We start from the raw sequence: 23,077 nt of genomic DNA, 5'->3' as shown, positions 1-23,077 counted from the left end.
AATCCATTTCACAGGACAGCAAATTACGAATTCTCAAAGAAAATAAATTATAAACAAGTCGTAGGTCGCCCAACCAAAAATACGTAACTTAATCCCTTGACTATTAGTAATAACAATGACAAATGAAAATATTCCGTTGAACAAGACGGATTTACACGCCTCCCTTAAAAAATATTTTGGTTTTTCCGATTTCAAAGGTCTGCAAGAAGATGTGATTACAAACATCGTTCAGGGCAACAATACCTTTGCCATCATGCCCACGGGCGGTGGAAAATCCTTATGCTATCAACTTCCGGCCCTGATACAGGAAGGTACGGCAATCGTTGTATCGCCCTTGATCGCCCTTATGAAAAATCAGGTCGATGCCATTCGCGGAATTTCCTCCCATCATGGTATCGCCCATGTACTAAACTCCTCCCTCACCAAAAGTGAGGTGAAACAAGTAAAGCAGGATGTTAGCGACGGCTTTACCAAACTGCTCTATGTAGCCCCCGAATCATTGACAAAGGACGATTATGTCGATTTTTTGAAATCGGTAAAACTCTCGTTCACAGCTATCGACGAAGCCCACTGTATATCGGAATGGGGCCATGACTTTAGGCCCGAATATCGTAATCTTCGGTCCATAGTAGATCGGTTGAATTCAAGCATGCCCATAATTGCGCTCACCGCTACGGCTACCCCGAAAGTACAGGAAGATATTCTCAAGAATTTGGGAATACCCGGGGCAAAAACGTTCAAAGCATCCTTCAATCGGCCCAACCTATATTATGAGGTTCGCCCGAAGACCGCCGATGTCGATTCCGATATTATTCGGTTTGTCAAAAAGAATGCGGGCAAATCGGGTATTATTTACTGCCTAAGCAGAAAGCGTGTGGAGCAGTTGGCCCAAATTTTACAGGTAAATGGGGTGAGCGCGGTGCCCTATCACGCCGGTTTCGATGCCAAGACACGATCTAAATATCAGGATATGTTCTTGATGGAGGATGTCGATGTGGTCATTGCCACCATCGCTTTCGGAATGGGTATCGATAAGCCCGATGTGCGATTCGTCATCCATAACGACATCCCGAAAAGTATCGAGAGCTATTATCAGGAGACCGGTCGTGCCGGAAGGGATGGTGGCGAAGGGCATTGTTTGGCATTTTATGCCTATAAGGATATCGAAAAGTTGGAAAAGTTCATATCCAACAAACCCGTGGCGGAACAGGAAATCGGTAATGCCCTGCTTCAGGAAGTAGTCGCCTATGCCGAAACCTCGATGAGCCGTATAAAATTCATGCTGCATTATTTCGGTGAGGAATTTGATGAAGTAAATGGCGATGGGGCGGAAATGGACGATAACATCCAAAATCCCAAGGAAAAGCAAGAAGCCAAAGACGATGTCATAAAACTCATACGATCGGTAAAGGCGACAAGCGAAAAGTTCAAGTCCAAAGAAATCGTAAAAACCCTCACCGGAAAAGTGAATGCCCTGGTCTCATCGCATAAGGCGGATGAGAAGTCCGTTTTCGGTATCGGCGCGGATAAGGACAAAAGTTATTGGATGGCGTTGATACGCCAGGTGCTCGTAGCCGGCCTTCTCAAAAAGGAAATCGAACAGTATGGAATTCTGCATGTTACCGAGAAAGGGAAATCCTTTTTAAAGAAACCTGTGTCTTTTATGATGACGAAAGACCATACCTATAGTGAGGAGAAAGTCAATGATATAATAAGTAACGTTAAGGCGGGGGTCACCGATGAAAAATTATTGAAACAGCTGAAAGACCTTCGCAAGGGCCAGGCGAAGAAACTGGGCGTACCCCCTTTCGTAATCTTTCAGGACCCTTCTTTAGACGATATGGCGATGAAATACCCGATCACTCACGAAGAATTGACCAATATACATGGGGTAGGGGAAGGGAAGGCCAAAAAATATGGAAGACCTTTTATCGAGTTCATTGCCAACTACGTTGAGGAATACGATATTATTCGCCCCGATGACCTGGTGGTCAAAAGTACAGGAGCGAATTCCGGTTTAAAACTTTATATTATCCAAAATGTGGACCGGAAACTTCCGCTTACGGATATAGCTTCTTCAAAGGGACTTAAAATACCCGAGCTGATACAGGAAATGGAACAGATTGTATACAGCGGCACCAAATTGAACCTTAATTATTGGATCAACGAGGTCTTGGACGAGGACCAACAGGAAGAAATCCACGATTACTTCCTAGAAGCGGAAACCGACGATATCGACGAAGCCATGGAAGAATTCGACGGCGATTACGAAGATGATGAGCTGCGACTTTATCGATTGAAGTTTATAAGTGAGGTGGCGAACTGATTTTTTTTACAACCGACTGCCCATAAATATTCTCTCTAACGGCCGATTTTAATTCCTTAAAATAATTTTAGCTTGACTTAAGACTCATCTCATCTGGCGGAAGTACCACCATTATCACCAGTCCTTTTTAATTGACGCTGTATCTTTTCGATGGCCGATTCGATAGATTTATCCGGTTCTATAATATTGTACTCGCCCCAAAAATCGGGATCCGCAAACCCAATGGCTTCGTCGGCCAAAATAATTGACGATTTAATCCTGTCCCTTGATTTAGGGAAATCGGCGGCCATATTTTTCTCCCAATCCGTTACCGCCATTTCACAGGTCATACTGTAAACGGAATTGAAAAGCCGCTTGTCCCAATTGATCTTGAATTCCATGAGAACATTGCTGTATCCGTAGTACCATTTACCGTCCTTTTCCCTGTAATCTACACGGTAGGCCACTTCGGTAGGCCATACCCTTGCGTTAGCCGGCTTTTTACGTACGAACATGCGCGATGCAATATCCTTATCGGTAATGTTCAACGAAAAGATCGCGCTGGTAAGGATTTTGTTTTGGGCATCGATATAGAGTTTACCCTGGTAAAGAGGGTCTAAAATCGATTCAAGCTGCTTAAAATCGACTACATAGATCAGTCGGTCATTTACCCTTGTCGAGCGGTCAAAACTGAAGTTGTAATTTTCTAGGGTCTCATCTGTAAAAATATACTCCGGATACTTCATTACGTCGACGAACAGAGCGTTGAAAGGCCCTCCCTGTAATTTTAGGGCTAGGGTATCCAATTTGTCGTAATCGGTGCTTTTACGGGCTTTGTAGAGCTTTACCCCATCTTTTTTAAGGGAGTTGTAGGGCGTTTTGTAAATATTGACCACGGCTTCGGACAGTGACACATTTTTCCTTCTTTTTCTGATGGTTTCCCGGTAGAAGGCGGTCATAAGGGTCGAATCGTCAAAATAGTTTTCGCCTTTTCGCTTTAAAGTTTCCCTTACAAGAGCCTCTGCGTCTTTGGGCACCTCGACGTTCACTTCCGGTAGTTCCGTAATTGAAACACTCAATTCTATTTTGTTATTTCCGTTTTCATCGAATTGGATTAAGGGTATGGCCTTGGTGCGATATCCTAGAAAAGATACCAATACATTGGACTCATTGACATCGTCGAGAATATCGTTGGGCACCTTGAGCGAAAATTCACCATCGGCGTTCGTTATGGTACTGACGTTCGTACCCTCAATGGCTACGGTTGCAAAGACCAAGGACTTATTTGAGTCTTCGCCCGTTACCTCGCCCTTGAACTGTTTAAAGCTTTGGTCTTGTTGCTCCTGTCCCATATCCTGAAAAAAGGCATATGCGGATTGCGTTCCCGGTACCAGGATTAACGACAGCATGATGCATGCCGCAAGCCAGGATTTTGTTGAGATTTCAATTGTTTTCCGTATCATGAGGAATACTTGGTGACCCACTTTATTATGGGTAATCTAAGTTAATGATTTTAAACGAGATAGAACGTTAAAAAAGTTAAAATTATCGTATAGGGTTTTGAAGGCGTAAACACCACAGTATACTTTGAAAAATTGAGATGTTTTTGGTAAGTCAACTACCTACAGATTGGTTTTTACTTTTTGTGGATTTTGTCCGAGGAAGCCGTCAAACGATTGATTTCAACGAGTTCCGCTTCGGTCAAATCCCGCCATTTGCCAACGGGAACATCCAACGTAACGTTCATGATACGTATGCGTTTAAGGTGTTTTACACGATAGTCGAGATGCTCGCACATACGGCGGATCTGTCGGTTAAGGCCTTGGGTAAGGATAATTTTGAATTCCCGGTTACCAATCTGGGCCACCTCACATTTTTTGGTAAGGGTATCTAAAATAGGAACGCCATTGCGCATTTTTTGCAGAAAGTCCTCGCTAATCGGTCGGTCGACCGTTACGAGATACTCCTTTTCGTGGCCATTTCGGGAACGTAAGATCTTATTTACGATGTCACCATCATCGGTAAGAAAGATTAGGCCTTCGCTAGGCTTATCCAACCGCCCGATGGGGAAAATGCGTTTCGGATAATTGATAAAATCGATGATATTGTCTTTTTCCACCCTTGTATCCGTAGTGCAGACGATGCCAATGGGTTTATTAAAGGCCAAATACACCGGTTTTTCTTGGGGCTCGGTAATTCGTTTACCGTCGACCCTGACCTCGTCGTCATCGGTAATTTTCGTACCCATTTCCGGTACTTGGCCGTTGATGGTAACCCGCCCTTGTTCAATGAGTTTGTCGGCCGCGCGTCGGGAGCAGTAGCCGACCTCGCTGAGGTATTTGTTGATTCGGGTCTGTTTGGGGTCCGGCACTTATTTTATTTTTTAAAAGTGCTAAGTTAAGGGAATTATGGATGTATCTCAATAGTGGTTCTTCCCTATCTGAATTCGTTAGGTTCTCCCACAAGACCCTTCATTTTTTTCGATTCAGTTCGTAGCCATATAATTGCCTCCCCAACTCCGCCAAAAAGGGAATACCGACTTCATCGTATTCATAGGAATCATCATTAAAGATACCGTTTTTATTTACCAAAATCGTGGCGGTCAGCATAAATTCCACCTCATTTTGGGTGTCGGTGATATAAGCGCAATCGGTTAACGTGCCGTAGGCGAAACCTACTTTGTTGTATATTTTGATATTTGATGGGATGTTTTTCTTGGTATCCCCGAACATAAAAAATTTGCAGTAGCCGTCATAGTATTCATCCGCATCATATCCAACCTTTCGGGGTACGGTATGCATGGCGGTCAAGAGAAATTCCCGTTGTTCTTCACTTAATTGAAAGCGTTCTTCGGATGCAAAGTTTAGGGGAAAAATGACCCTTTTTAAGAGCTCGTGCTGGGCTTGGATGGGATACCGGTTTTTAAGGCTGAAATCGAAAGGTGCTGCGATAAGGGAGTCTTCTTCGTAAAATCCAGAACCTTTTTTAATTCCTTTTAAATCAAGGGATTGTGGAGCTGTGTTAAAGATGCCCTCTAAAATTGTGGTCGTGCTGTCGTTTTGGTAGATAATCAAGGGTTTCGTGGTCAGGTCGTCGGAATGTTGCCCCAATCGATGGGCAATCCGAACGGGCCTGATACCCTTTTCTTCCAGTCCCAAATTTATGGCATCTTGGCCTAAGAACTCCACCAACCGATTGTTGGCGTCGTTGTCGCTTACGGCAAATATTTGCGAAATCGCTTCGGCAAAAGTGGTTTCTACGGAATCCCCTTCCACGTAGAAGCGGGTGTCTCGGTCAAGATCGGCAGTACCGTTCAATTTTTCAAGGGCTAGCATCGCTATGGGGAATTTCACCGTGCTGGCCGGATAAAAATAGGTATCCGCATCGACCTGAAAATCATAGTCCGTGAAAATGACACTATCCTTTTTTCGGTCGATTTGGGTATACCGGATCTGCACCTCGTACTGCGCCACGCTATCCATTACCCCTTTGATCTTCGGATTTTGGGAGGCCAGCGCATTTTCCAATGGGTTTCTTTTCGGTTTTTGTACCGAACACGAAAATAGGGTCGCACTTATAATGAGGAATGAGACTATGCGAATGTTCATTGTAGTATATTGAATTTTAAGGGACAGCGGTAAGCGTTTTGAAACCTTCTATCTGACGGGCAGGAAAATTTAAGTTCAATTTTCCCTACGTCATCGAACCTGTAAGCTTCAATTTGCCCCTAAGCGCCCTCATAAATCTCCCCACGATGCGGTTTTAGGGCATCCCGAACAGCGATCATCTCATTTTCCGCGACGACCATAAAGGCAAAACTGAGCATATCGCTGACGTCGTGATGGCCGGTAATGTTCAAGGCCGTTTCTTCGATGGCGATATATTCCTTAAGATGCTTTTCGTGATGTTCGGCGGTCTTAGCGGCCGCGGGACCTCGAAAGTCCCAAATCAGTTTTATTTTTTTTGCCATTAAAAAAGTTTATGGGCCCCCCCGTCGGACGGTCGGACAGATTTATACCTTTAAAAATTCAGAAAAAGCTTTTTTCGAGCATGCGGCATCCTATTGACATGGGTCTAAACAACGTGCCATCGGTCATCCGTCATCGAACATCGATCCCCTACAATTTCCAATGCTGAAGCGTCAACGAAATTAACGAATAATCCCCGCCCGCCCCCAAAATTCTGTTAAGTAATAATAAGGTATGCTTGCGCAGCGTTAGGCTTTTGTTATTTTTGCGCAATGAAACCAGTAACGCCTTCCCATAAATATATATGGTGCTGTCTTTTTGCGATGGTACTTTTGGGAGCCTGTGACTCCATCTGGAGAAAAGAACAGCCCAAGGCTTTGGCGAGGGTCGGCGAAAAATACCTGTACACAGCGGATGTAATAGCGCTTATGGGCAAAAACCTGTCCAAAGAGGATAGTGCTTCTTTTGTGACCAATTACATCAACAATTGGGCGTCAAAACAACTGCTTCTCGATAAGGCAAAAATCAACCTGCCCGAAGATAAACTGGCGGATTACGATGCCCTAGTGGCCGATTATCGCACCGATCTGTACACTCGCGCGTACAAGGAGGCCTTGGTACAGCAGGTGAACGATTCGACCGTTAGCAAGGCACAGATCGAAAGTTTTTACGAAAAGGAAAAGGAGAATTTCCGTTTGAAGGAAATGTTGGTAAAGCTGAGGTTCGTAGCCCTTCCCAAAGATTTTTTGAACAAGGTGGAAGTGGCCGAACGGCTAAAGAATTTCGGGGAAAAAGACCGTATTGTACTCGACTCCATCAGCGTTCAGTTTCGAAAAACGAGTTTCAACGACTCGATATGGATAACAGCCTCCCGAATCATCGATGAAATTCCGCCGTTGACTTTCGAAAACGTGGATAAACAACTAAAGAAATCACAATTCCTAAATTTAGAGGACGATAACGGGGTATATTTGGCCAAGATCCTCGATGTGAGGCCCGTGGACGATATCGCGCCGCTATCCTTTATCGAACCTACCATTGAACAGGTACTTTTAAGTCGGAGGAAACTGGACTTTATACGTAAACTGGAAACCGAAGTTATAGATGAGGCAATCAAAAAAAAAGAATTTGAGATATATGAAACGGATAAAAATAATAAAAGGTATGAAGATGAATAGGATGTGGTCATTTTTTGGGATGTTATGTGTGTATGGGGTAACATTCGCCCAGCAGACCGGCGAATTGCCCGACACCCAGATCGAACCTGAACAGAACGAACCTGTTTTAGAGGCAAGCCTTGACGTTAAAAGGGATACTACAAGGAATTTCAAGAAAATAAAATTGGATGGTATCGCCGCAGTTGTGGGCGATTATGTAATATTGGATTCCGACATCGAAAAGACCCTGATAGATCTTAAAAGTCAGGGCGTGTCCACCGAGGAGGTTACCCGATGCGGACTCCTAGGAAAACTGATGGAAGACCGTCTTTATGCGCATCAGGCAGTACAGGATAGCCTTTTGGTTTCCGACGATGAGGTATCCGCGACCACCGAGCGACAGATTCAGTCGTTCGTACAGCAGACGGGTTCCATGGAAAAATTGTTAAAATTCTACAGGAAAGAGGATGAGGCCAGCCTGCGCGAGGATATCAATAAAATCAACAAATTGCGTATGCTTTCCGAAAAAATGCAGACGAGCATTGTAGAGAAAATCGAGATTACGCCCGAAGAGGTACGACAGTTCTACAACAATATTCCCGAAGATGAACGCCCCGTTTTTGGGGCTGAAATGGAAATAGCCCAGATTGTAAAGGCTCCTAAACCGACGGAGGAGGAAAAGCAAAAGACTGTTGACAGACTTAATAAGATCAGGGCCGACGTGTTGGATAATGATTCTAGTTTCAGCGTAAAGGCTATTTTGTATTCCGAGGATCCGGGATCTAAGCCTAATGGCGGTTTAATAGAAAATGTCACGCGAGAATCGGGATTCTTTAAAGAATGGAAAGATGCTGTCTTTAGCCTAAAGCAAGGTGAAATTTCAGAGCCTATAGAAACAGTTGCTGGATATCATATCATTTTCTTGGAAAAAATCAGGGGACAAGAACGGGATGTACGTCATATTCTGATGCAGCCTGAAGTCTCGCAAACCGCATTGGCCGAGGTGAAGAAAGAACTCGATACCATCAGGCAACATATCATGGACGGGAAGTATACCTTCGCCGAGGCGGCCCTTAATTTTTCCGATGAAAAAGAGACCAAGTTCGATGGCGGACTTTTACGGAATCCCATCAACTACGATTCCCGCTTTGAATTGACCAAGATGGACCCGGCGCTTTACAATCAAGTCCGTAGTCTAAAGGACGACGAAATCTCCTATCCTCTTATAGAAAATGACCCCAGAGGCGGCGGTCCGAAATATAAGCTATTGAAAGTAACGAACCGTTATGACGAACATACGGCCGATTTTGCCAAAGATTATACCAAGATCCAAGAATTGGCCAAAACCGAAAAACAGTATAAAGCCATCAAGAAATGGATGGATAAATACATATCGGATACCTATGTCAGCGTAAGCGAGAGCAATAGAGGCTGTGATTTCGCCAACGATTGGGTAAAGGAGTAAGGGCATGTCAGACGTAGCCGCAATCAACAAACTGGTAGAAAAACACAACGCCCTTAAGGCAGAAATTGCCAAGGTGATCATAGGGCAGACTGTGGTCATCGACCAAATTCTTTTGAGCATCTATACGGGTGGGCACTCCCTGCTTATCGGTGTCCCGGGTTTGGCAAAGACCTTAATGGTCAATACCATCGCCCAGACCTTAGGCCTCGACTTCAAACGCATACAATTTACTCCTGATTTGATGCCCAGCGATATTCTGGGCAGTGAGGTGCTGGACCAAAACCGGAATTTCAAGTTCATCAAAGGCCCGATTTTCGCCAATATCATCTTGGCCGATGAAATCAACCGTACCCCTCCGAAAACCCAGGCGGCCTTGCTCGAAGCCATGCAAGAGCGATCGGTGACCATTGCCGGGCAGCAGCATAAACTCCAACTGCCCTATTTCGTACTGGCCACCCAGAACCCGATAGAGCAGGAGGGAACCTACCCTTTGCCGGAAGCACAGCTCGACCGTTTTATGTTCGCGATTGAACTCAAATATCCATCGGTAGCCGAAGAGATGCAAGTGGTCAAGAGTACGACTTCCGACATCGAAATATCGGTAAACGCCCTTTTCAACGCCCAGGAAATTTTAGAGGTCCAACATTTGGTACGCCGTATTCCCGTACCCGACAATGTCGTTGAATATGCCGTAAAACTGGTCAACAGTACCAGGCCCAATCTAGATTCGGCATCCGATTTTGTCAAACAATTTATCGATTGGGGCGCAGGGCCCCGTGCCTCCCAGAATTTGATTTTAGGCGCTAAAGCAAACGCGGCTATCCATGGAAAGTTCTCTCCCGATATAGAAGATGTTAAAGCCGTCGCCATGGGTATCTTACGGCACCGGATCATCAAAAACTACAAGGCCGAGGCCGAGGGTATTTCCGAGGAGGATATTATTGGGAGGTTGTTGTAGGGTCTATGTATCCTAAAAATCCCCAGAAATCCTCAAAATCCTAGTGCTTTTTTAGTAATTTTGTGGGATTGTAAAACCAGCTTAAAAATACACGATAATGGCATTCGACATAGACATGATCAAAGGGGTATACGCCAAGATGGCCGAACGGGTGGACAAGGCACGCGAAGTGACCGGCAAACCCTTGACCCTTTCGGAGAAAATATTATACTCCCATTTGTGGGATGGTAACCCCACCAAGGCCTTTACCCGTGCCAAGGATTATGTCGATTTTGCCCCCGATCGTATCGCCTGTCAAGATGCTACGGCGCAAATGGCGCTTTTACAGTTTATGCAGGCCGGCAAGCCCCAAGTGGCCGTGCCTACTACGGTACATTGTGATCACCTGATACAGGCCAAGAGTGGTGCCGCGGCCGATTTGAAATCCGCTAACAGTACCAGTGCCGAAGTTTTTGATTTCTTGGAATCCGTTTCCAACAAATACGGTATCGGATTTTGGAAACCTGGAGCAGGTATTATTCACCAAGTAGTTTTGGAAAACTACGCGTTTCCCGGAGGGATGATGATCGGTACCGACTCACATACCGTTAATGCCGGCGGCTTGGGCATGGTCGCCATCGGTGTCGGTGGCGCCGATGCCGTTGATGTGATGGCCGGAATGGCTTGGGAATTGAAATTCCCCAAGTTGATCGGCGTTAAGCTAACGGGCAACATTTCAGGGTGGACTTCCGCCAAAGATGTTATCTTAAAGGTAGCGGGAATCCTTACTGTAAAAGGGGGTACCGGAGCGATAATCGAATATTTCGGCGAAGGTGCCAAAAATCTATCCTGTACAGGAAAAGGAACCATCTGCAACATGGGGGCCGAGGTTGGTGCCACGACGTCCACTTTCGGCTATGACGATTCCATGGAGCGGTATCTTCGGGCGACCGAAAGGAGCGAGGTGGCCGATGAAGCCAATAAAATACGCGAACATCTTACTGCCGACGCCGAAGTATACGAGAATCCCTCCAACTACTTTGACGAACTTATCGAAATCAATTTAGATGAATTGAGACCCCACCTAAACGGTCCGTTTACTCCAGATTTGGCGACGCCCGTAGGTCAATTGGGCATTAAGGCCAGGGAAAACGATTGGCCCATCAATGTCGATTGGGGCTTGATCGGATCTTGTACCAATTCCTCCTATGAAGATCTTACGCGTGCGGCATCCATAGCCAAACAGGCAATTACCAAGAAAATAAAGCCGAAATCCGATTTTGGGATCAATCCCGGTTCGGAGCAGATTCGCTTTACCGCCGAGCGCGATGGCCTGCTGCAGATTTTTGAAGATCTGGGCGCGACCATCTTTACCAATGCCTGTGGTCCGTGCATCGGGCAGTGGGACAGAAGCGATATGAAAGGCGACGAAAAAAATACCATTGTACACTCCTTTAACCGAAATTTCTCCAAAAGGGCCGATGGAAATCCCAATACCCACGCTTTTGTAGGTTCGCCAGAAATGGTGGCGGCGATAGCGATTTCCGGAAAGTTGGATTTCGACCCCATGAACGATACGCTGATCAACGAAGATGGCGAAGAAGTGATGTTAGACGAGCCGATGGGCATTGAATTGCCCCCAAAAGGCTTCGAAGTCGAGGACGCCGGATATCTGGCACCCCGTGAAGATGGCACGAGTGTAGCGGTCAAAGTGGCCAAAGATTCCGAACGCCTGCAGCTTTTAGATCCTTTCGAACCGATTACCCCCGACGAACTGCAAGGTGTAAAATTATTGATCAAGGCCTTTGGTAAATGTACTACGGACCATATCTCAATGGCCGGACCTTGGTTGCGTTTCCGTGGCCATTTAGACAATATCGCCAACAATACGTTAATTGGAGCGGTCAATGCCTTCAATAAAAAGACCAATTTTGTCAAGAACCAATTGACAGGCGAATATGGCGGTGTGCCTGACGTACAAAGAGCCTATAAAGCAAAGGGCATTAAAACCATAGTTGTGGGCGACCATAACTACGGCGAGGGATCGTCGCGGGAACATGCGGCCATGCAGCCCCGTTTCTTGGGCGTTGCCGCCGTATTGGTGAAGTCCTTCGCCCGTATCCACGAGACGAATTTGAAGAAACAGGGTATGTTAGGCCTGACCTTCGCCAACGAAAAGGAGTATGATCTGATACAGGAAGACGACACCTTTAATTTTATCGATATTGCGGATTTCGCTCCAGATAAACCATTGACCATCGAAGTGGTCCATGCCGATGGAAGCAAAGACACTATCAAGGCAAACCACACCTATAACGCCGCACAGATCGGCTGGTTCAGCGAAGGTTCGGCACTCAATGTCATTAAAAGAGAGAACGCAGCTTAATTTTGGGTTGTAAATAATAAAAGAACTCCCTTTAATTTTAGGGAGTTTTTTAGTTTTGAGCCAATGAAACGAAAAACCTTAGCTACGCTTGCCTTCATTGTGTTTGTACTCTCTTTTTTCCTGACCCCCTTGGGCGATTTGGCAAAAAGTTGGTTGATGCGTTCGTTTGCATCCACGCCCGATATCATTCCTGAGGAAAATCAAGAACGGCTATCCGGTTACGATTGGCAGTTAAGGGATGCCGATGGGGACTCTTTTAATTTTGAAAGATCTAAGGGAAAAGTGGCGTTCGTCGATTTTTGGGCTACTTGGCATACCCCGAGTGCAGCGGAACTTCATGACATCCAAAAGCTTTATAACGACTTTTCCGAGAAGGTCGATTTCTATATTGTCACCAACGAAGAACGTTTTCCTGTGGAGGAGTTTATGGAAAAAACGGACTATTCGTTTCCAATTACCTTTCGTAGTATGGATGAACCATCGCCGCTTGAAATTCCAGACCCTTCAGGAGCGTATCTCATCGATAAAACGGGAAGTATCGTAGTGAAATCGAACGAAATAAAGGACTGGTATAACGAAGAGGTCACCCAACTTTTGGACAGTCTGGTTTTGAAATAGAACACCGCAATCATTTGTATATCCGAGATTCAAAAATTATGAAACGCCCATTAGTATCCCTTTTTCTGCTTGTATTTCTAATCGGGCTAGGGGTTTACTTTTTTACGCCGCTAGGTCCAAAATTAAGGGGATATGCAGGCAGGCTATGGTCTAAAAATGCCGTGGCCCTTAAAACGGACCGGCAGATTTCCGAGGAGGCGTATGGTTGGCAGTTGACCGATACCGATGGAAATCCACATGGTTTTACCGAAGCCAAGGGAAAAGTGGTCTTCCTGAACTTTTGGGCGACTTGGTGCGGCCCTTGTTTGAAGGAAATGCCGGATATTCAAAACCTGTATGATGATTACGGTGACCAGGTCCGATTCTTATTGGTCACACAGGAAGATAGGGCCAAGGTGGATGCTTTCCTTCAAAAAAAGAAGTATACGCTACCCATATATTTCACCGATACAGCCGATATCCCCGAGGAAATCGCATCTAAATCAATGCCTACGACCTATATCTTGGATAAATCGGGAAAAATTGCCCGTGCAGAAACCGGAGCTGCGGATTGGAATGGTTCTGAAGTACGGGCCATGTTGGATAGGTTGTTGGCGGAATAACGGATTACTTCTTAAAATACTTAAAGGGTACGAAAAGCATGCCGAAGCATTCCCCGTCATTTTTACCCAAATGCTTGTGGTGCATTTTATGGGCCCTTCGTACCCCCTTGGCATACCAATTGTTTGCATTCCGGAGCAGCTTAAAACGCTGGTGTATAAAAATATCGTGTACCAAAAAGTAGGCGATTCCGTAAGCGAGAATGCCAAAACCTAATGGCCAACCGTACCAAAAATCGGTCTGGGCGCCTAAATAAAAAAGTACCATACTGACCACCGCATAAAAAATAAAAAAAGCGTCATTACGCTCGAACCATGAATCATGGTCCTTTTTATGATGGTCTTTGTGCAAGCTCCATAAGAAGCCGTGCATTATATATTTATGGGTAAACCAGGCCATGAATTCCATGAACGAAAAAGTTCCCAAAAAAATCAATATCCATACTACTGTCTTCATTACTCCATGTAATTATTGATTACTACTTGTTTTGACCACCGACCGATTATACCAATCTCAATTTAAATTTGACATACGATCTGGCCAAGACCCCGAATTTTTGATAATCGGGAACGCGAATACGGGCGCTTTTAATTTCCAGGGGAGGGGTATTCTGCAGCTTCCTAAGCAGCTTATGATAATATTTGTACGCCGTATACACACCGAATTTAGCATCGTTGGGCAGTTTTAAAATGCCCGAATAGCCTAATGCAAAATCGGCCTTGATTTCGTTCACGATCCGGGTTTTCGATATTTCGTCTAGTTTCGTTAAATCGGTATTGGGGAAATAACTACGGTTCAGGTCTTCAAAATCGGCTTTGAGGTCCCTTAAAAAATTCACTTTTTGAAAAGCGGAGCCAAGAGCCATAGCACTTTCCTTTAGAGCGTCGTACTTTTTTTCATCCCCTTTAACAAAAACCTTTAGGCACATGAGTCCCACTACATCGGCCGAGCCGTAAACGTAGTCCCTGAATTCTTGTTCGGTACGATAGATGGTCTTGTGCAGATCCATCCGCATACTATTCAAGAACGCTGCTACGAGATCATACGATATGTCATATTTGTGATAGGTGTGCTGAAAGGCGTTCAAGATGGGGTTTAAACTGATTTTGTCTTCCAAGGCCTCCTTCAGACTGGCTTCGAACCTATCGAAGAGTACTTCTTTGTCGTAGTCGTGAAAGGTATCTACGATTTCATCGGCAAAGCGAACAAAGCCATAGATATTATAAATATCCGAGCGTATCGAGGTGGCGAGCATTCTCGTGGCCAGGGCAAACGAAGTGCTGTACGATTCGGTAACCATTTTGCTGCACTGGTATGAAACTTGATCGAATGTGGCTTTCATAGCTAGGGGTTCGTTTTAACTTTTTTCAGAATCAGGTCGGCTACTAATTTTCCCGAGATTAAAGCCGGTGGTACTCCAGGTCCCGGCACGGTCAACTGCCCCGTGAAGAACAGGTTTTTTATCGTACCGCTCTTCAGTTTTGGTCTTAAAAAGGCAGTTTGCGATAGGGTATTCGCCAATCCGTAGGCGTTTCCGTTGTACGAGTTGTACTGCTCGATAAAGTCGTTCACGCAGAAAGACTCCTTAAATATAATGTTATTTCTCACATGCTGCGCAGTGATATCCTCAAATCTGTCCATTATAATATCGAAATACCGCGCCCTAAGTTCCGGGGTGTCGGACAGTCCGGGAGCGATGGGGACAAGAAAAAATGCCGTTTCGCAGTTATCAGGTGCCATATCGTTATCGGTCACCGAAGGAAAATTGGCATAGAAAAGCGGATCGGCAGGCCATTGTGGGACATCGTAAATTTCTTGCGCATGCTTTTCAAAATCCGTATCAAAAAATAGGTTGTGATGTTCTATATTTTTCAGTTTTTTATCAAATCCCACATAAAAGAGTAGTGCTGAAGGCGCAAAGGTGCGGCTTGCCCAATAGGCTTCCGAATATTGTCGATATTCTTCGTCGATAAGTGTTTCCGAATGGTGGTAATCGGCGCCACTTAGTACAATATCGGAGGTAATGTGTTTTCCCTTGACCGAAATACCTGTCGCTTTTTTGTTTTCCACAAGGATTTTTTCCACGGGACTATCGGTGTGTATGATTACCCCTAAGCTAACCGCCAAGGCCTTCATCGCTTTGATGATTTCGTACATACCGCCTTTAGGATGCCAGGTGCCGAGTCCGAAATCGGCAAAGTTCATAAAACTGTAAAAGGAAGGCGTCTTACTGGGTTTGGCACCCAAAAAAAGCACTGGAAACTCCAGGGTGGATATCAGTTTAGGATTTTTGAATTTCTTTCGTACCTGACCGCTGATGGTCTTGAAGAACCGATCGACCCGCATGGCCGTCTCGGGCGTGACGAGTTCGAACGGGGAGAGGCCGGGGCGCAAGACCACTTTATTGATGGCAATGTCGTAATTGTCTTGGGCCTCGGCAATGAATTTCTTTAGATGAACCGCACTTCCCGGTTCGATGCGCTCGAATTCAGCACAGATTTTTTCCATGGAGTCACCAATGGTTATCGTATCGTCGGAAAAGAAAATTTTGTAGGCGGGATCGAGCTTATCCAGTTGATAGTAGTCCGAAGTCTTTTTTCCGAAATCCCCAAAAAACCTATCAAAAATATCGGGCATCCAGTACCAACTGGGGCCCATATCAAAGGTAAAACCATCTTTCTTCAACTGCCGTGCCCTTCCACCGACCGTAGTGTTCTTTTCATATATAGTCACCTCATGGCCTGCCTTGGAAAGGTAGCAAGATGCCGCCAAAGATGAAAACCCCGAACCGATAATGGAAATTTTATAGTGCATTTATTGTTTCCAGTTCTTATTTGAAGAGGTTAAAGTCTTTCGATAACCTGATCCATAGAAGTAAAGATTTTCACGAAATCAGGGAGTGTTTTTTCGACTATATGTTGGGTCTGACGCCCTAAGAGCCAAAGGTTAGGGTTAGTGTATCCCTTTGTCATAGTTGCAAAATCTTTGATATACCCATTAATTTTATCCTTAGTCGGCACTACAGTGAGATACGAAACAAAATGCAGATTGTCGAAGTACTTCATGGTGTCGACCAAATTCTCCATAGGAACGGTCTGGCCAAGGTAGATGGATTTATATCCCCTTAAAACGATTTCATAGTTAAGGTACAGTAACCCGATATCATGTATTTCGTTCTCGGGAAGAAAAGGAACGAATATCTTGTCTTTGTTGACCGGTTCAATGTGTTGCAGCTTTTCGGTGTTTATCACTATTTTTTGCTTGATCAAACAACTGATGAAGTGTTCGTGTGCGGCACTGATGGTATCCGTTTGCCATAGCATACCCAGTTCTTTGAGTAGGGGAATGAAAATATCACGGAAAATTTCCCCGAAGGAACGATCTGTCAAAAGCCCATTGTAGGTTTTGGTGAAAAGGGATTGGTCAAAATTGATCATGGCAAGCTTGAAGGCGCTGATCGAGTGGTTTTTAGATTTAGAATCGGCAATTATCTCGCGTACCAATAGGGGAATATTCTTTTCTGGAATTTTGGCGATTTTCGAAATTTTATAACCACCGTTGTAGAGCAGGGTGACGTTCAATAGTTTCTGTAAACTAGTAACGCTATAAGAGCGGATGTTGGTGCGCGTTCTTTCGGGGGATAGCAGATTATACCGTTTTTCCCATATTCGGATGGTATGTGCCTTGATTCCCGATAGATTCTCCAAATCCCGGATGCTAAAAGACTTCTTATGATTGTTCATTAATAATGTTCAAACATTAAACAAATTTACGATTTAATAGGGGCAAGTACAACTTTGCCTTAAATTTCTACATAAGTTTCCGTTTTTGAAAAGAAAAAGCCAAGCAAGATTGCTTGGCTTTTGGTGCGCACGAGAAGACTCGAACTTCCACAACCTAATGGCCACCAGCCCCTCAAGCTGGCGCGTCTACCAATTCCGCCACGTGCGCATATAATTTAGGGTGCAAATATAGTGTGGTTTGTTGTATCAAAAAATGTATTTTTATTTTTTCTCCGACACTTCCATCCGTAGATGCTTGAAATATAGTTTTTCTCGCGCTACCTTAAAAAAATAAGTGTAGTATTGACTATCTTAAAATGATTTTAAATTGAGTATATACCTCTTGACCGGAATAATCTTTCAAAACTAAAAAAAAATGAAATGGACTGGAAAAAACGTAATTATATCCCATCTCTTGATCCTGATTTTTATTCTAGGCTGTTCACCACAACCAAAGAAACGCACTGAAGAATTCCAACAAGCTGAATCTTCACCTGGACCGGTAATCATGGCCTATTACGTGCCGGAGCGTAATTTCGGGCCGGAAGATATACCTGTCGAAAATCTTACCCATATCATCTACTCTTTTGCCCATGTGATTGACGGGGAAATGAAATTTAGAGAGCCGGAAGTAGCGGGGCCAAAGCTGGAGGCACTAGTCAAACAAAAGAAACGCAACCCCGAACTAAAAGTAATGATCGCCTGTGGGGGCTGGGGCGCAGATGGATTTTCAGATATGGCACTGACCGAAGAAGGCCGTGCAAAATTTATCTACAGCGCTTCGGAATTTATAAAAAAATATCGGCTCGACGGAATGGATATGGACTGGGAGTATCCGGGAATATCTGGGGCCGGTACCAAGGCACGTAAAGAGGATACCCAAAATTTCACAGCCCTGATGAAAGGCCTACGCGGGATGCTGAATACATTTAAAGCGCCCAAAGTCTTGACCTTCGCTTCGGCCGGATGGAAACGTTACTACGACCACATCGAAGTGAACGAGGTAATGAAATATGCGGATTACACTAACGTAATGACCTATGATCAGGTATCCGGGGTGTCAGAATATACAGGACATCATACGCCTTTAGGGGAAGTCCGTAGTGAAGATATCCCGGGTACACCTTTTCATGATTATCTGGATAGCCTATATCGCACCGGTACCAATCCCGATGCCCATCCGCGTTCGACACAAAAAATTGTGGACTTCCTGATCAAGGAAGGTGTTGCTCCCAAACAGATCGTAATCGGGGCCGCCTTCTACGGCAGGGTCTGGAAAGGTGTGCCACCGGAAAACAACGGATTGTACCAGAAAAGCGGTGGAATCCATATTGGGTGGATCGCCTATTATCAAATTCGAAAATCGTATGAACGCGACCCCGGTTTTCAGCGCTATTGGGATGAGAAAGCCAACGCGCCTTTTATGTATAATTCCGAAGACAGTTTAATGGTTTCCTATGATGATACGGTCTCGGTAGCGAAAAAAACCGAATATGCTATGGCAAAAGGACTGGGCGGGATTATGTTCTGGGAACTGGGGAACGAAACCAAGGAAGAGGGAAGTCTGCTTGATGCCATTTATAGGGCCGCAAAAAAGTGAAGGTAGTACGAAGCCCTTACATCGAAACGTATATTTCTCCACCGAACCTTATCATACCTTCAATTAAGGGCTCTTTGTGTCCAATTCAATTTATTATTGCACCCATCGATTCGTTCATTATAAATTTTTCATAATTAGCTTTAAGACCTCTATTTGAAAACCTAAGTTTGGCCCTAATTTAAATTTAAACGATTATGAAAAAGTCCATGAAAATTTTAGGAATGTTGTTTTTTGTTGTAGCCTTGGCCGTATCTTGCGATAACGATAACGATCCATCCGACGATAATCTGTTCGTAGGTCAATATCAGGGGTCTGTGAGCTACTCCGACCCTGAGAATGGTACTAATACAGCCACAGATGATGGTCAGGTTACGGTTGTGAAAGTAGGGAATTCGTATACTTTCAACTTTTCAAATGATATTCCAAGTCTGACGGATATAGAAATGGAAAAAAACCAAAACACCTTGGTCAGTACTGACGGTGCAATTAACATCAATGAAAGCACCGTAGAAATTGCTTACTCTAAAGAGGGCAAGGTTTGGGGAGCCAACTGTAGTAGATAATTTTATTCATCTACAGTTTTGATAGTTTAAAGCCGTTCTTAGCCGAACGGCTTTTTTAAAAGAGGTCGGATCGGCAGATATTGATTGGCACCATCCTGTTCAAGCTGATTTGCTTCCCGGTAATCGTATCACGGTTATTAAGATATCGGTTTTTTTGCATCAAACAGGTTTTTTTGACTGAATCAAAAGGTATAGAACTACGCTGAAGTATAATTTTTCGGAAGCAAAATATCAAACGATGCTCCCTTGCCCGGCACTCCCATTGCCTTAATGAATCCATTATGGTTTTCGGCTATTTTCTTGACTATCGCAAGGCCGACACCTGTGCCTCTGTACTTTTTCCGACCATGCAGGCGTTGAAAGACTTCGAAAATCTTTTCGGCATATGCGTTGTCGAAACCGATTCCATTGTCGGTAACCCTAATTCTGATATATTCCTTTGCCAATAATGTTTCGTTGTCCGGCAGCTGTGATGAATTGACCACGCTGCTGTCAATACGTATAACCGGTGGTCGATCGTCACTCGAATATTTTAGGGAGTTCGAAATCAAATTGTAGAGTAGCTGTCGGAACTGAAAATGTACAACATTTACTTTCATGGAATTCGCCAACTCGACCGTAGCACCTTTTTGTTCTATTTCATCTGAAAGATCCGCCTTTACTTTTTCTAAAATTTGGGAAAGGTCCATGGTCTCAAACTTGCGATCCTCCATTTCAAGGCGGGAATAAGCGAGTAGGTCGTTGATCAACACCTGCATCCTCTTTGCGGCCGATTCCATTCTTGCGAACTGATTTTTTCCTTTTTCGGAGAGACGTTCATATTCGTTATCCAACAACAGAGAGCAAAAAGTCTGTATTTTACGAAGCGGCTCCTGTAGGTCGTGGCTGGAGATATAGGCGAAGGACTGTAGCTCTTTGTTCGATTTCTCCAGTTCTGTATTGGCATCGGCAAGTTCTTTTGTACGTAGCCCGACCTCTTTTCTCAATTGTTCCGAGAAGGTCTTCTCCCGATGCACGTTCATGCCCGTACCTATAAAACCGGTCAGTTTCTTTCCCTCGAATCTGGGTACCCCCTTGACCGTGAACCATTCGTAAATACCGGTTGAAGCCTTTCGGACACGATAGTCCAAGGAAAACCCAGTACGCTTTTCCACTGCTTGGCCGAAGCCTTCGTAGACTCTTCCGATGTCTTCAGGATGTACGATGTCTTCCCATACCTGTCCGGTAAAGTCGGTAATCTCATGAATACCGATATAATCGAGTAGGTCGCGGTTGGCGTATTCGACTTTCACCTCTGCGTCCGTTATCCAGATCCACATTGGCGATTGGTCGGCAAGCTCTCGAAACCGGGACTCGCTTTCCTTTAAATCGTTCTCCGCTTTTTTACGTTCCGATATATCACGGGCTATCCCAAACATAAGCGGCTCATCGTTGAGTCTAAAACCGCTAACGTTCACCTCGACCGGAAACTCTTTCCCATCCTTAGATCTATGAAGGGTCTCGAAAGCCGGTATATCGGTCTTCTGCGCTCGTGCGAAAAGTTTCTCGAACTTTTTTTGATCGAAGATTGAATCAACATCGGTCACCTTGAGTGCTTCGGCTTCTTTTTCGTCATATCCCCATTTTTCGAGTGCCGCTGTGTTTAGGTATTCGAACGAACCGTCTTTACACATTAAGATGAAAGGATCACTTGATGTATTGGCCATGAAACGGAATTTGGTCGCCTCCTGCTCAAGAACCTTGCGTTCATGGTTGTCGAAGGCGGAACTCACGAATCCCGCAAAAGACCCATCAGGGCTGAACCTCGGGGAAACATAGGTTGAGATCCATCGGTATTTACCGTTTCCGTTCAGCAACCGGCATTCTGCCTCCCACTTTTTCCGTTGCTCGAGGTTTTCTTTGAAGGTGGCGATAATCGAAGGGCGGTCTTCGGGATGTATGAGTTCAGACCATCCTTCTTCAAGAAAATGGTCCATTTTTTTTCCGGTAAACTTTGACCAGGCCTCGTTAAAATAAATTGCCTTTCCCTTTTCATCGTCTAGGGAAATCATCAGGGACGTTGCTTCGGCCATCGTTCTGAAACGCTGCTCACTTTCCACTAACTTTTCAGTAGTCTTAACAGCTTCCGTGGTCTCTGTACACACAACCAACACACCATTCGGCTTGCCAGATCCGTTCCTTACAGGGCTGTAGCCGAAAGTCCAATACACATCTTCCATTTGCCCGTTTCGAAATATGGGCAGCAATCGGTTCTCGCTCCATACCGGATCGCCATTGGTCATTACCTGATTTATCATAGGGCTTATATCGTCCCAAATTTCCGGCCACGCCTCTTGTGCCCTTTGTCCTAAAATCGAGGGATGTTTTCCGTTGATACCCAAACTTGGTCTGTACGCATCGTTGTAGAAACAGATATGTTCATCGCCCCAAAAAAGAAACATAGGGAAAGGCGAGTGCAACATGTTGTCCAAGGTGGTACGAAGGCTCTGTGGCCAATGGGTAGCCGGCCCTAAAGGAGTGGCTTCCCAATTATTTTCCCGCAAAAGTCTTCCCATTTCCTGTCCTCCCTGAAGGAAATAAAGATTGTCGTTTTCTATCATGTTAATTCTCAGGGATTTATGACAAAATACTTTTTTGGGATAGGTTTTTTGTCTTCCCTCTCTAAAGAAAGTATCGCATCCGATATCGTTTGTTTCAGTTCTTTGAACGCACCGGGTTTGCGGATGTACCGGTTCGCCCCATTTTGATAGAGCTGTTCAACGGTAACCGGGTCGAACGATGTGGAATAGATCACGACCTTTAAATTTTTTAGATCATCGTTGGCGCGTATCCGTTGAAGGCATTCCCTCCCGGATAAGATAGGCATGTTCAGATCAAGGAAGACTATATCGGGGAGTTTGTCCTTATCCTTGAGTAGTTCTATAGCCTCCAATCCATTTTCAACATGTTCAAATCGGGATTTGAGATTAAGATCTTCTAGAGCTTCTTCAAAGAACATGCGGTCATCTTCGTCGTCGTCAACTAGAAGAATGTGTAGGTTTGTATTGTTCATTAGGTAAATATAATGCATTAATAGGAGTGTTTATAAAAAAAACCAAGCGGCCATGTGCTGATTAAAAAATGAAAAAAATCCAACCTAAAATGGTTAGGGCCAAAATTCTTCAGTAGTAGATCAAGAATCGGACAAGAGAGTATTTAATTTTAGGGTAATTATGACCGCCACCGGTAAATAAGAAATCGCCTAGGACAGTTTTTATGTCGTTTAGTTTGATTCCGTATTCGCCGGGATAGTAATTTTAGCCCCGTCCTAATACTGCGCATATTAACGCTTTACCGTATTATTTTAACAATATTACCCAAATACATACCCTTGGATCATCTTTGAATCATTAAATGAATTATATTCGAGAGATATTCAAACACCTAATTCAAAAATCATGAGAGACATTGTATGGATCATCGTAGTAATCTTGGTAATCGGCTGGCTGGTCGGCTTTATGGCATTTCCCGACGTGGGGGGGATCATCCACCTTATTCTAGTCGTTGCCGTAATATTGGTAATTTACAAACTAGTGACCGGCAGAAAGGTTTGATTGGAGTACACCGGGGCGGCCCGACAATGATTATGAAGGATGAAAGTCAGTAAGTTTACCAAGCGCGCCCTTTTGGGCGGCGGAATATCCCTGGCCGTAATTC

General features: G+C 44.5%; 20 protein-coding genes and 1 tRNA gene. 10 read left to right on the top strand and 11 right to left on the bottom strand.

Annotation, left to right across the window (positions count from 1 at the left end):
* The first annotated feature begins 115 nt into the window (after positions 1-115).
* A complete protein-coding gene (gene recQ / locus ACEW8S_RS19745) occupies positions 116-2,326 on the top strand; it encodes a DNA helicase RecQ (protein ID WP_373519824.1) in 2,211 nt (736 codons plus the stop codon).
* 89 nt (positions 2,327-2,415) lie between these two features.
* Here recQ and ACEW8S_RS19740 read toward each other — a convergent pair whose 3' ends face one another.
* From ACEW8S_RS19740 to ACEW8S_RS19725, 4 genes are all read right to left on the bottom strand, one after another.
* Complete coding sequence (locus tag ACEW8S_RS19740; protein ID WP_373519823.1) at positions 2,416-3,714, bottom strand: carboxypeptidase-like regulatory domain-containing protein; 1,299 nt, start codon at positions 3,712-3,714, stop codon at positions 2,416-2,418.
* 227 nt (positions 3,715-3,941) lie between these two features.
* Entirely contained in the window at positions 3,942-4,676 is a 735-nt protein-coding gene (gene rluF / locus ACEW8S_RS19735) for a 23S rRNA pseudouridine(2604) synthase RluF (protein WP_373519822.1), read from the bottom strand.
* Positions 4,677-4,776: 100 nt separating this feature from the next.
* Complete coding sequence (locus ACEW8S_RS19730; RefSeq protein WP_373519821.1) at positions 4,777-5,913, bottom strand: serine hydrolase; 1,137 nt, start codon at positions 5,911-5,913, stop codon at positions 4,777-4,779.
* 119 nt (positions 5,914-6,032) lie between these two features.
* Positions 6,033-6,275, bottom strand: a complete 243-nt coding sequence (locus ACEW8S_RS19725; RefSeq protein WP_373519820.1) for a hypothetical protein — start codon at positions 6,273-6,275, stop codon at positions 6,033-6,035.
* Positions 6,276-6,545: 270 nt separating this feature from the next.
* Between ACEW8S_RS19725 and ACEW8S_RS19720 the strand changes: the two genes are divergently transcribed.
* From ACEW8S_RS19720 to ACEW8S_RS19695, 6 genes are all read left to right on the top strand, one after another.
* On the top strand, positions 6,546-7,451 hold the full coding sequence (locus tag ACEW8S_RS19720; protein ID WP_373519819.1) for a peptidyl-prolyl cis-trans isomerase: 906 nt from the start codon (positions 6,546-6,548) through the stop codon (positions 7,449-7,451).
* The gene (locus tag ACEW8S_RS19715; protein ID WP_373519831.1) at positions 7,444-8,895 is read left to right on the top strand and encodes a peptidylprolyl isomerase; all 1,452 of its coding nucleotides are present in this window, start codon (positions 7,444-7,446) and stop codon (positions 8,893-8,895) included. The genes ACEW8S_RS19720 and ACEW8S_RS19715 overlap by 8 nt, the downstream gene beginning before the upstream one ends.
* Before the next feature lie 4 nt (positions 8,896-8,899).
* On the top strand, positions 8,900-9,853 hold the full coding sequence (locus ACEW8S_RS19710; RefSeq protein ID WP_373519818.1) for an AAA family ATPase: 954 nt from the start codon (positions 8,900-8,902) through the stop codon (positions 9,851-9,853).
* Positions 9,854-9,950: 97 nt separating this feature from the next.
* Positions 9,951-12,218, top strand: a complete 2,268-nt coding sequence (locus ACEW8S_RS19705) for an aconitate hydratase (protein WP_373519817.1) — start codon at positions 9,951-9,953, stop codon at positions 12,216-12,218.
* 63 nt (positions 12,219-12,281) lie between these two features.
* Positions 12,282-12,836: a TlpA family protein disulfide reductase gene (locus tag ACEW8S_RS19700; RefSeq protein ID WP_373519816.1), complete on the top strand. Its 555-nt coding sequence runs from the start codon at positions 12,282-12,284 to the stop codon at positions 12,834-12,836.
* 38 nt (positions 12,837-12,874) lie between these two features.
* Entirely contained in the window at positions 12,875-13,438 is a 564-nt protein-coding gene (locus ACEW8S_RS19695) for a TlpA family protein disulfide reductase (RefSeq protein ID WP_373519815.1), read from the top strand.
* 4 nt (positions 13,439-13,442) lie between these two features.
* On the opposite strand, the gene ACEW8S_RS19690 is transcribed toward ACEW8S_RS19695, so the two are convergent.
* From ACEW8S_RS19690 to ACEW8S_RS19670, 5 genes are all read right to left on the bottom strand, one after another.
* On the bottom strand, positions 13,443-13,892 hold the full coding sequence (locus tag ACEW8S_RS19690) for a sterol desaturase family protein (RefSeq protein WP_373519814.1): 450 nt from the start codon (positions 13,890-13,892) through the stop codon (positions 13,443-13,445).
* Positions 13,893-13,938: 46 nt separating this feature from the next.
* Positions 13,939-14,778, bottom strand: coding sequence for a phytoene/squalene synthase family protein (locus tag ACEW8S_RS19685; protein ID WP_373519813.1), 840 nt, complete (start codon positions 14,776-14,778; stop codon positions 13,939-13,941).
* A gap of 2 nt (positions 14,779-14,780) precedes the next feature.
* Positions 14,781-16,250 (bottom strand): phytoene desaturase family protein, encoded by a 1,470-nt coding sequence (locus ACEW8S_RS19680; protein ID WP_373519812.1) that lies wholly within the window; start codon positions 16,248-16,250, stop codon positions 14,781-14,783.
* A 29-nt stretch (positions 16,251-16,279) separates the two neighbouring features.
* Positions 16,280-17,179, bottom strand: a complete 900-nt coding sequence (locus tag ACEW8S_RS19675; RefSeq protein ID WP_373519811.1) for a MerR family transcriptional regulator — start codon at positions 17,177-17,179, stop codon at positions 16,280-16,282.
* Between the two features lie 121 nt (positions 17,180-17,300).
* A tRNA-Leu gene (locus ACEW8S_RS19670) sits at positions 17,301-17,387 on the bottom strand.
* A gap of 207 nt (positions 17,388-17,594) precedes the next feature.
* Between ACEW8S_RS19670 and ACEW8S_RS19665 the strand changes: the two genes are divergently transcribed.
* Entirely contained in the window at positions 17,595-18,818 is a 1,224-nt protein-coding gene (locus tag ACEW8S_RS19665) for a glycoside hydrolase family 18 protein (protein ID WP_373519810.1), read from the top strand.
* Positions 18,819-19,012: 194 nt separating this feature from the next.
* Positions 19,013-19,381 (top strand): hypothetical protein, encoded by a 369-nt coding sequence (locus ACEW8S_RS19660; protein WP_373519809.1) that lies wholly within the window; start codon positions 19,013-19,015, stop codon positions 19,379-19,381.
* Positions 19,382-19,578: 197 nt separating this feature from the next.
* Here the strand turns inward: ACEW8S_RS19660 and ACEW8S_RS19655 are convergent, their stop codons facing one another.
* On the bottom strand, positions 19,579-21,981 hold the full coding sequence (locus tag ACEW8S_RS19655; RefSeq protein ID WP_373519808.1) for a PAS domain S-box protein: 2,403 nt from the start codon (positions 21,979-21,981) through the stop codon (positions 19,579-19,581).
* Between the two features lie 8 nt (positions 21,982-21,989).
* A complete protein-coding gene (locus ACEW8S_RS19650) occupies positions 21,990-22,433 on the bottom strand; it encodes a response regulator (RefSeq protein WP_373519807.1) in 444 nt (147 codons plus the stop codon).
* Positions 22,434-22,818: 385 nt separating this feature from the next.
* On the opposite strand from ACEW8S_RS19650, the gene ACEW8S_RS19645 reads away from it, so the two are divergent.
* Positions 22,819-22,974 carry a lmo0937 family membrane protein gene (locus ACEW8S_RS19645; protein ID WP_373519806.1) on the top strand — a complete coding sequence of 52 codons (156 nt, stop codon included), beginning with the start codon at positions 22,819-22,821 and terminating at the stop codon, positions 22,972-22,974.
* Positions 22,975-23,077 lie beyond the last annotated feature (103 nt).

Source organism: Pricia sp., from assembly GCF_041745955.1.
Taxonomy (GTDB): Bacteria; Bacteroidota; Bacteroidia; order Flavobacteriales; family Flavobacteriaceae; genus Pricia.
Note: the sequence above shows the minus strand (reverse complement) of the source record. Positions and strands in the feature narration are given on the sequence as shown.

Coding starts and splice junctions, on each gene's coding strand:
- recQ (WP_373519824.1), top strand. CDS start 116: ATGACAAATGAAAATATTCCGTTGAACAAGACGGATTTACACGCCTCC.
- ACEW8S_RS19740 (WP_373519823.1), bottom strand. CDS start 3,714: ATGCTGTCGTTAATCCTGGTACCGGGAACGCAATCCGCATATGCCTTT.
- ACEW8S_RS19730 (WP_373519821.1), bottom strand. CDS start 5,913: ATGAACATTCGCATAGTCTCATTCCTCATTATAAGTGCGACCCTATTT.
- ACEW8S_RS19725 (WP_373519820.1), bottom strand. CDS start 6,275: ATGGCAAAAAAAATAAAACTGATTTGGGACTTTCGAGGTCCCGCGGCC.
- ACEW8S_RS19720 (WP_373519819.1), top strand. CDS start 6,546: ATGAAACCAGTAACGCCTTCCCATAAATATATATGGTGCTGTCTTTTT.
- ACEW8S_RS19715 (WP_373519831.1), top strand. CDS start 7,444: ATGAATAGGATGTGGTCATTTTTTGGGATGTTATGTGTGTATGGGGTA.
- ACEW8S_RS19710 (WP_373519818.1), top strand. CDS start 8,900: ATGTCAGACGTAGCCGCAATCAACAAACTGGTAGAAAAACACAACGCC.
- ACEW8S_RS19705 (WP_373519817.1), top strand. CDS start 9,951: ATGGCATTCGACATAGACATGATCAAAGGGGTATACGCCAAGATGGCC.
- ACEW8S_RS19700 (WP_373519816.1), top strand. CDS start 12,282: ATGAAACGAAAAACCTTAGCTACGCTTGCCTTCATTGTGTTTGTACTC.
- ACEW8S_RS19695 (WP_373519815.1), top strand. CDS start 12,875: ATGAAACGCCCATTAGTATCCCTTTTTCTGCTTGTATTTCTAATCGGG.
- ACEW8S_RS19690 (WP_373519814.1), bottom strand. CDS start 13,892: ATGAAGACAGTAGTATGGATATTGATTTTTTTGGGAACTTTTTCGTTC.
- ACEW8S_RS19685 (WP_373519813.1), bottom strand. CDS start 14,778: ATGAAAGCCACATTCGATCAAGTTTCATACCAGTGCAGCAAAATGGTT.
- ACEW8S_RS19680 (WP_373519812.1), bottom strand. CDS start 16,250: ATGCACTATAAAATTTCCATTATCGGTTCGGGGTTTTCATCTTTGGCG.
- ACEW8S_RS19675 (WP_373519811.1), bottom strand. CDS start 17,179: ATGAACAATCATAAGAAGTCTTTTAGCATCCGGGATTTGGAGAATCTA.
- ACEW8S_RS19665 (WP_373519810.1), top strand. CDS start 17,595: ATGAAATGGACTGGAAAAAACGTAATTATATCCCATCTCTTGATCCTG.
- ACEW8S_RS19660 (WP_373519809.1), top strand. CDS start 19,013: ATGAAAAAGTCCATGAAAATTTTAGGAATGTTGTTTTTTGTTGTAGCC.
- ACEW8S_RS19655 (WP_373519808.1), bottom strand. CDS start 21,981: ATGATAGAAAACGACAATCTTTATTTCCTTCAGGGAGGACAGGAAATG.
- ACEW8S_RS19650 (WP_373519807.1), bottom strand. CDS start 22,433: ATGAACAATACAAACCTACACATTCTTCTAGTTGACGACGACGAAGAT.
- ACEW8S_RS19645 (WP_373519806.1), top strand. CDS start 22,819: ATGAGAGACATTGTATGGATCATCGTAGTAATCTTGGTAATCGGCTGG.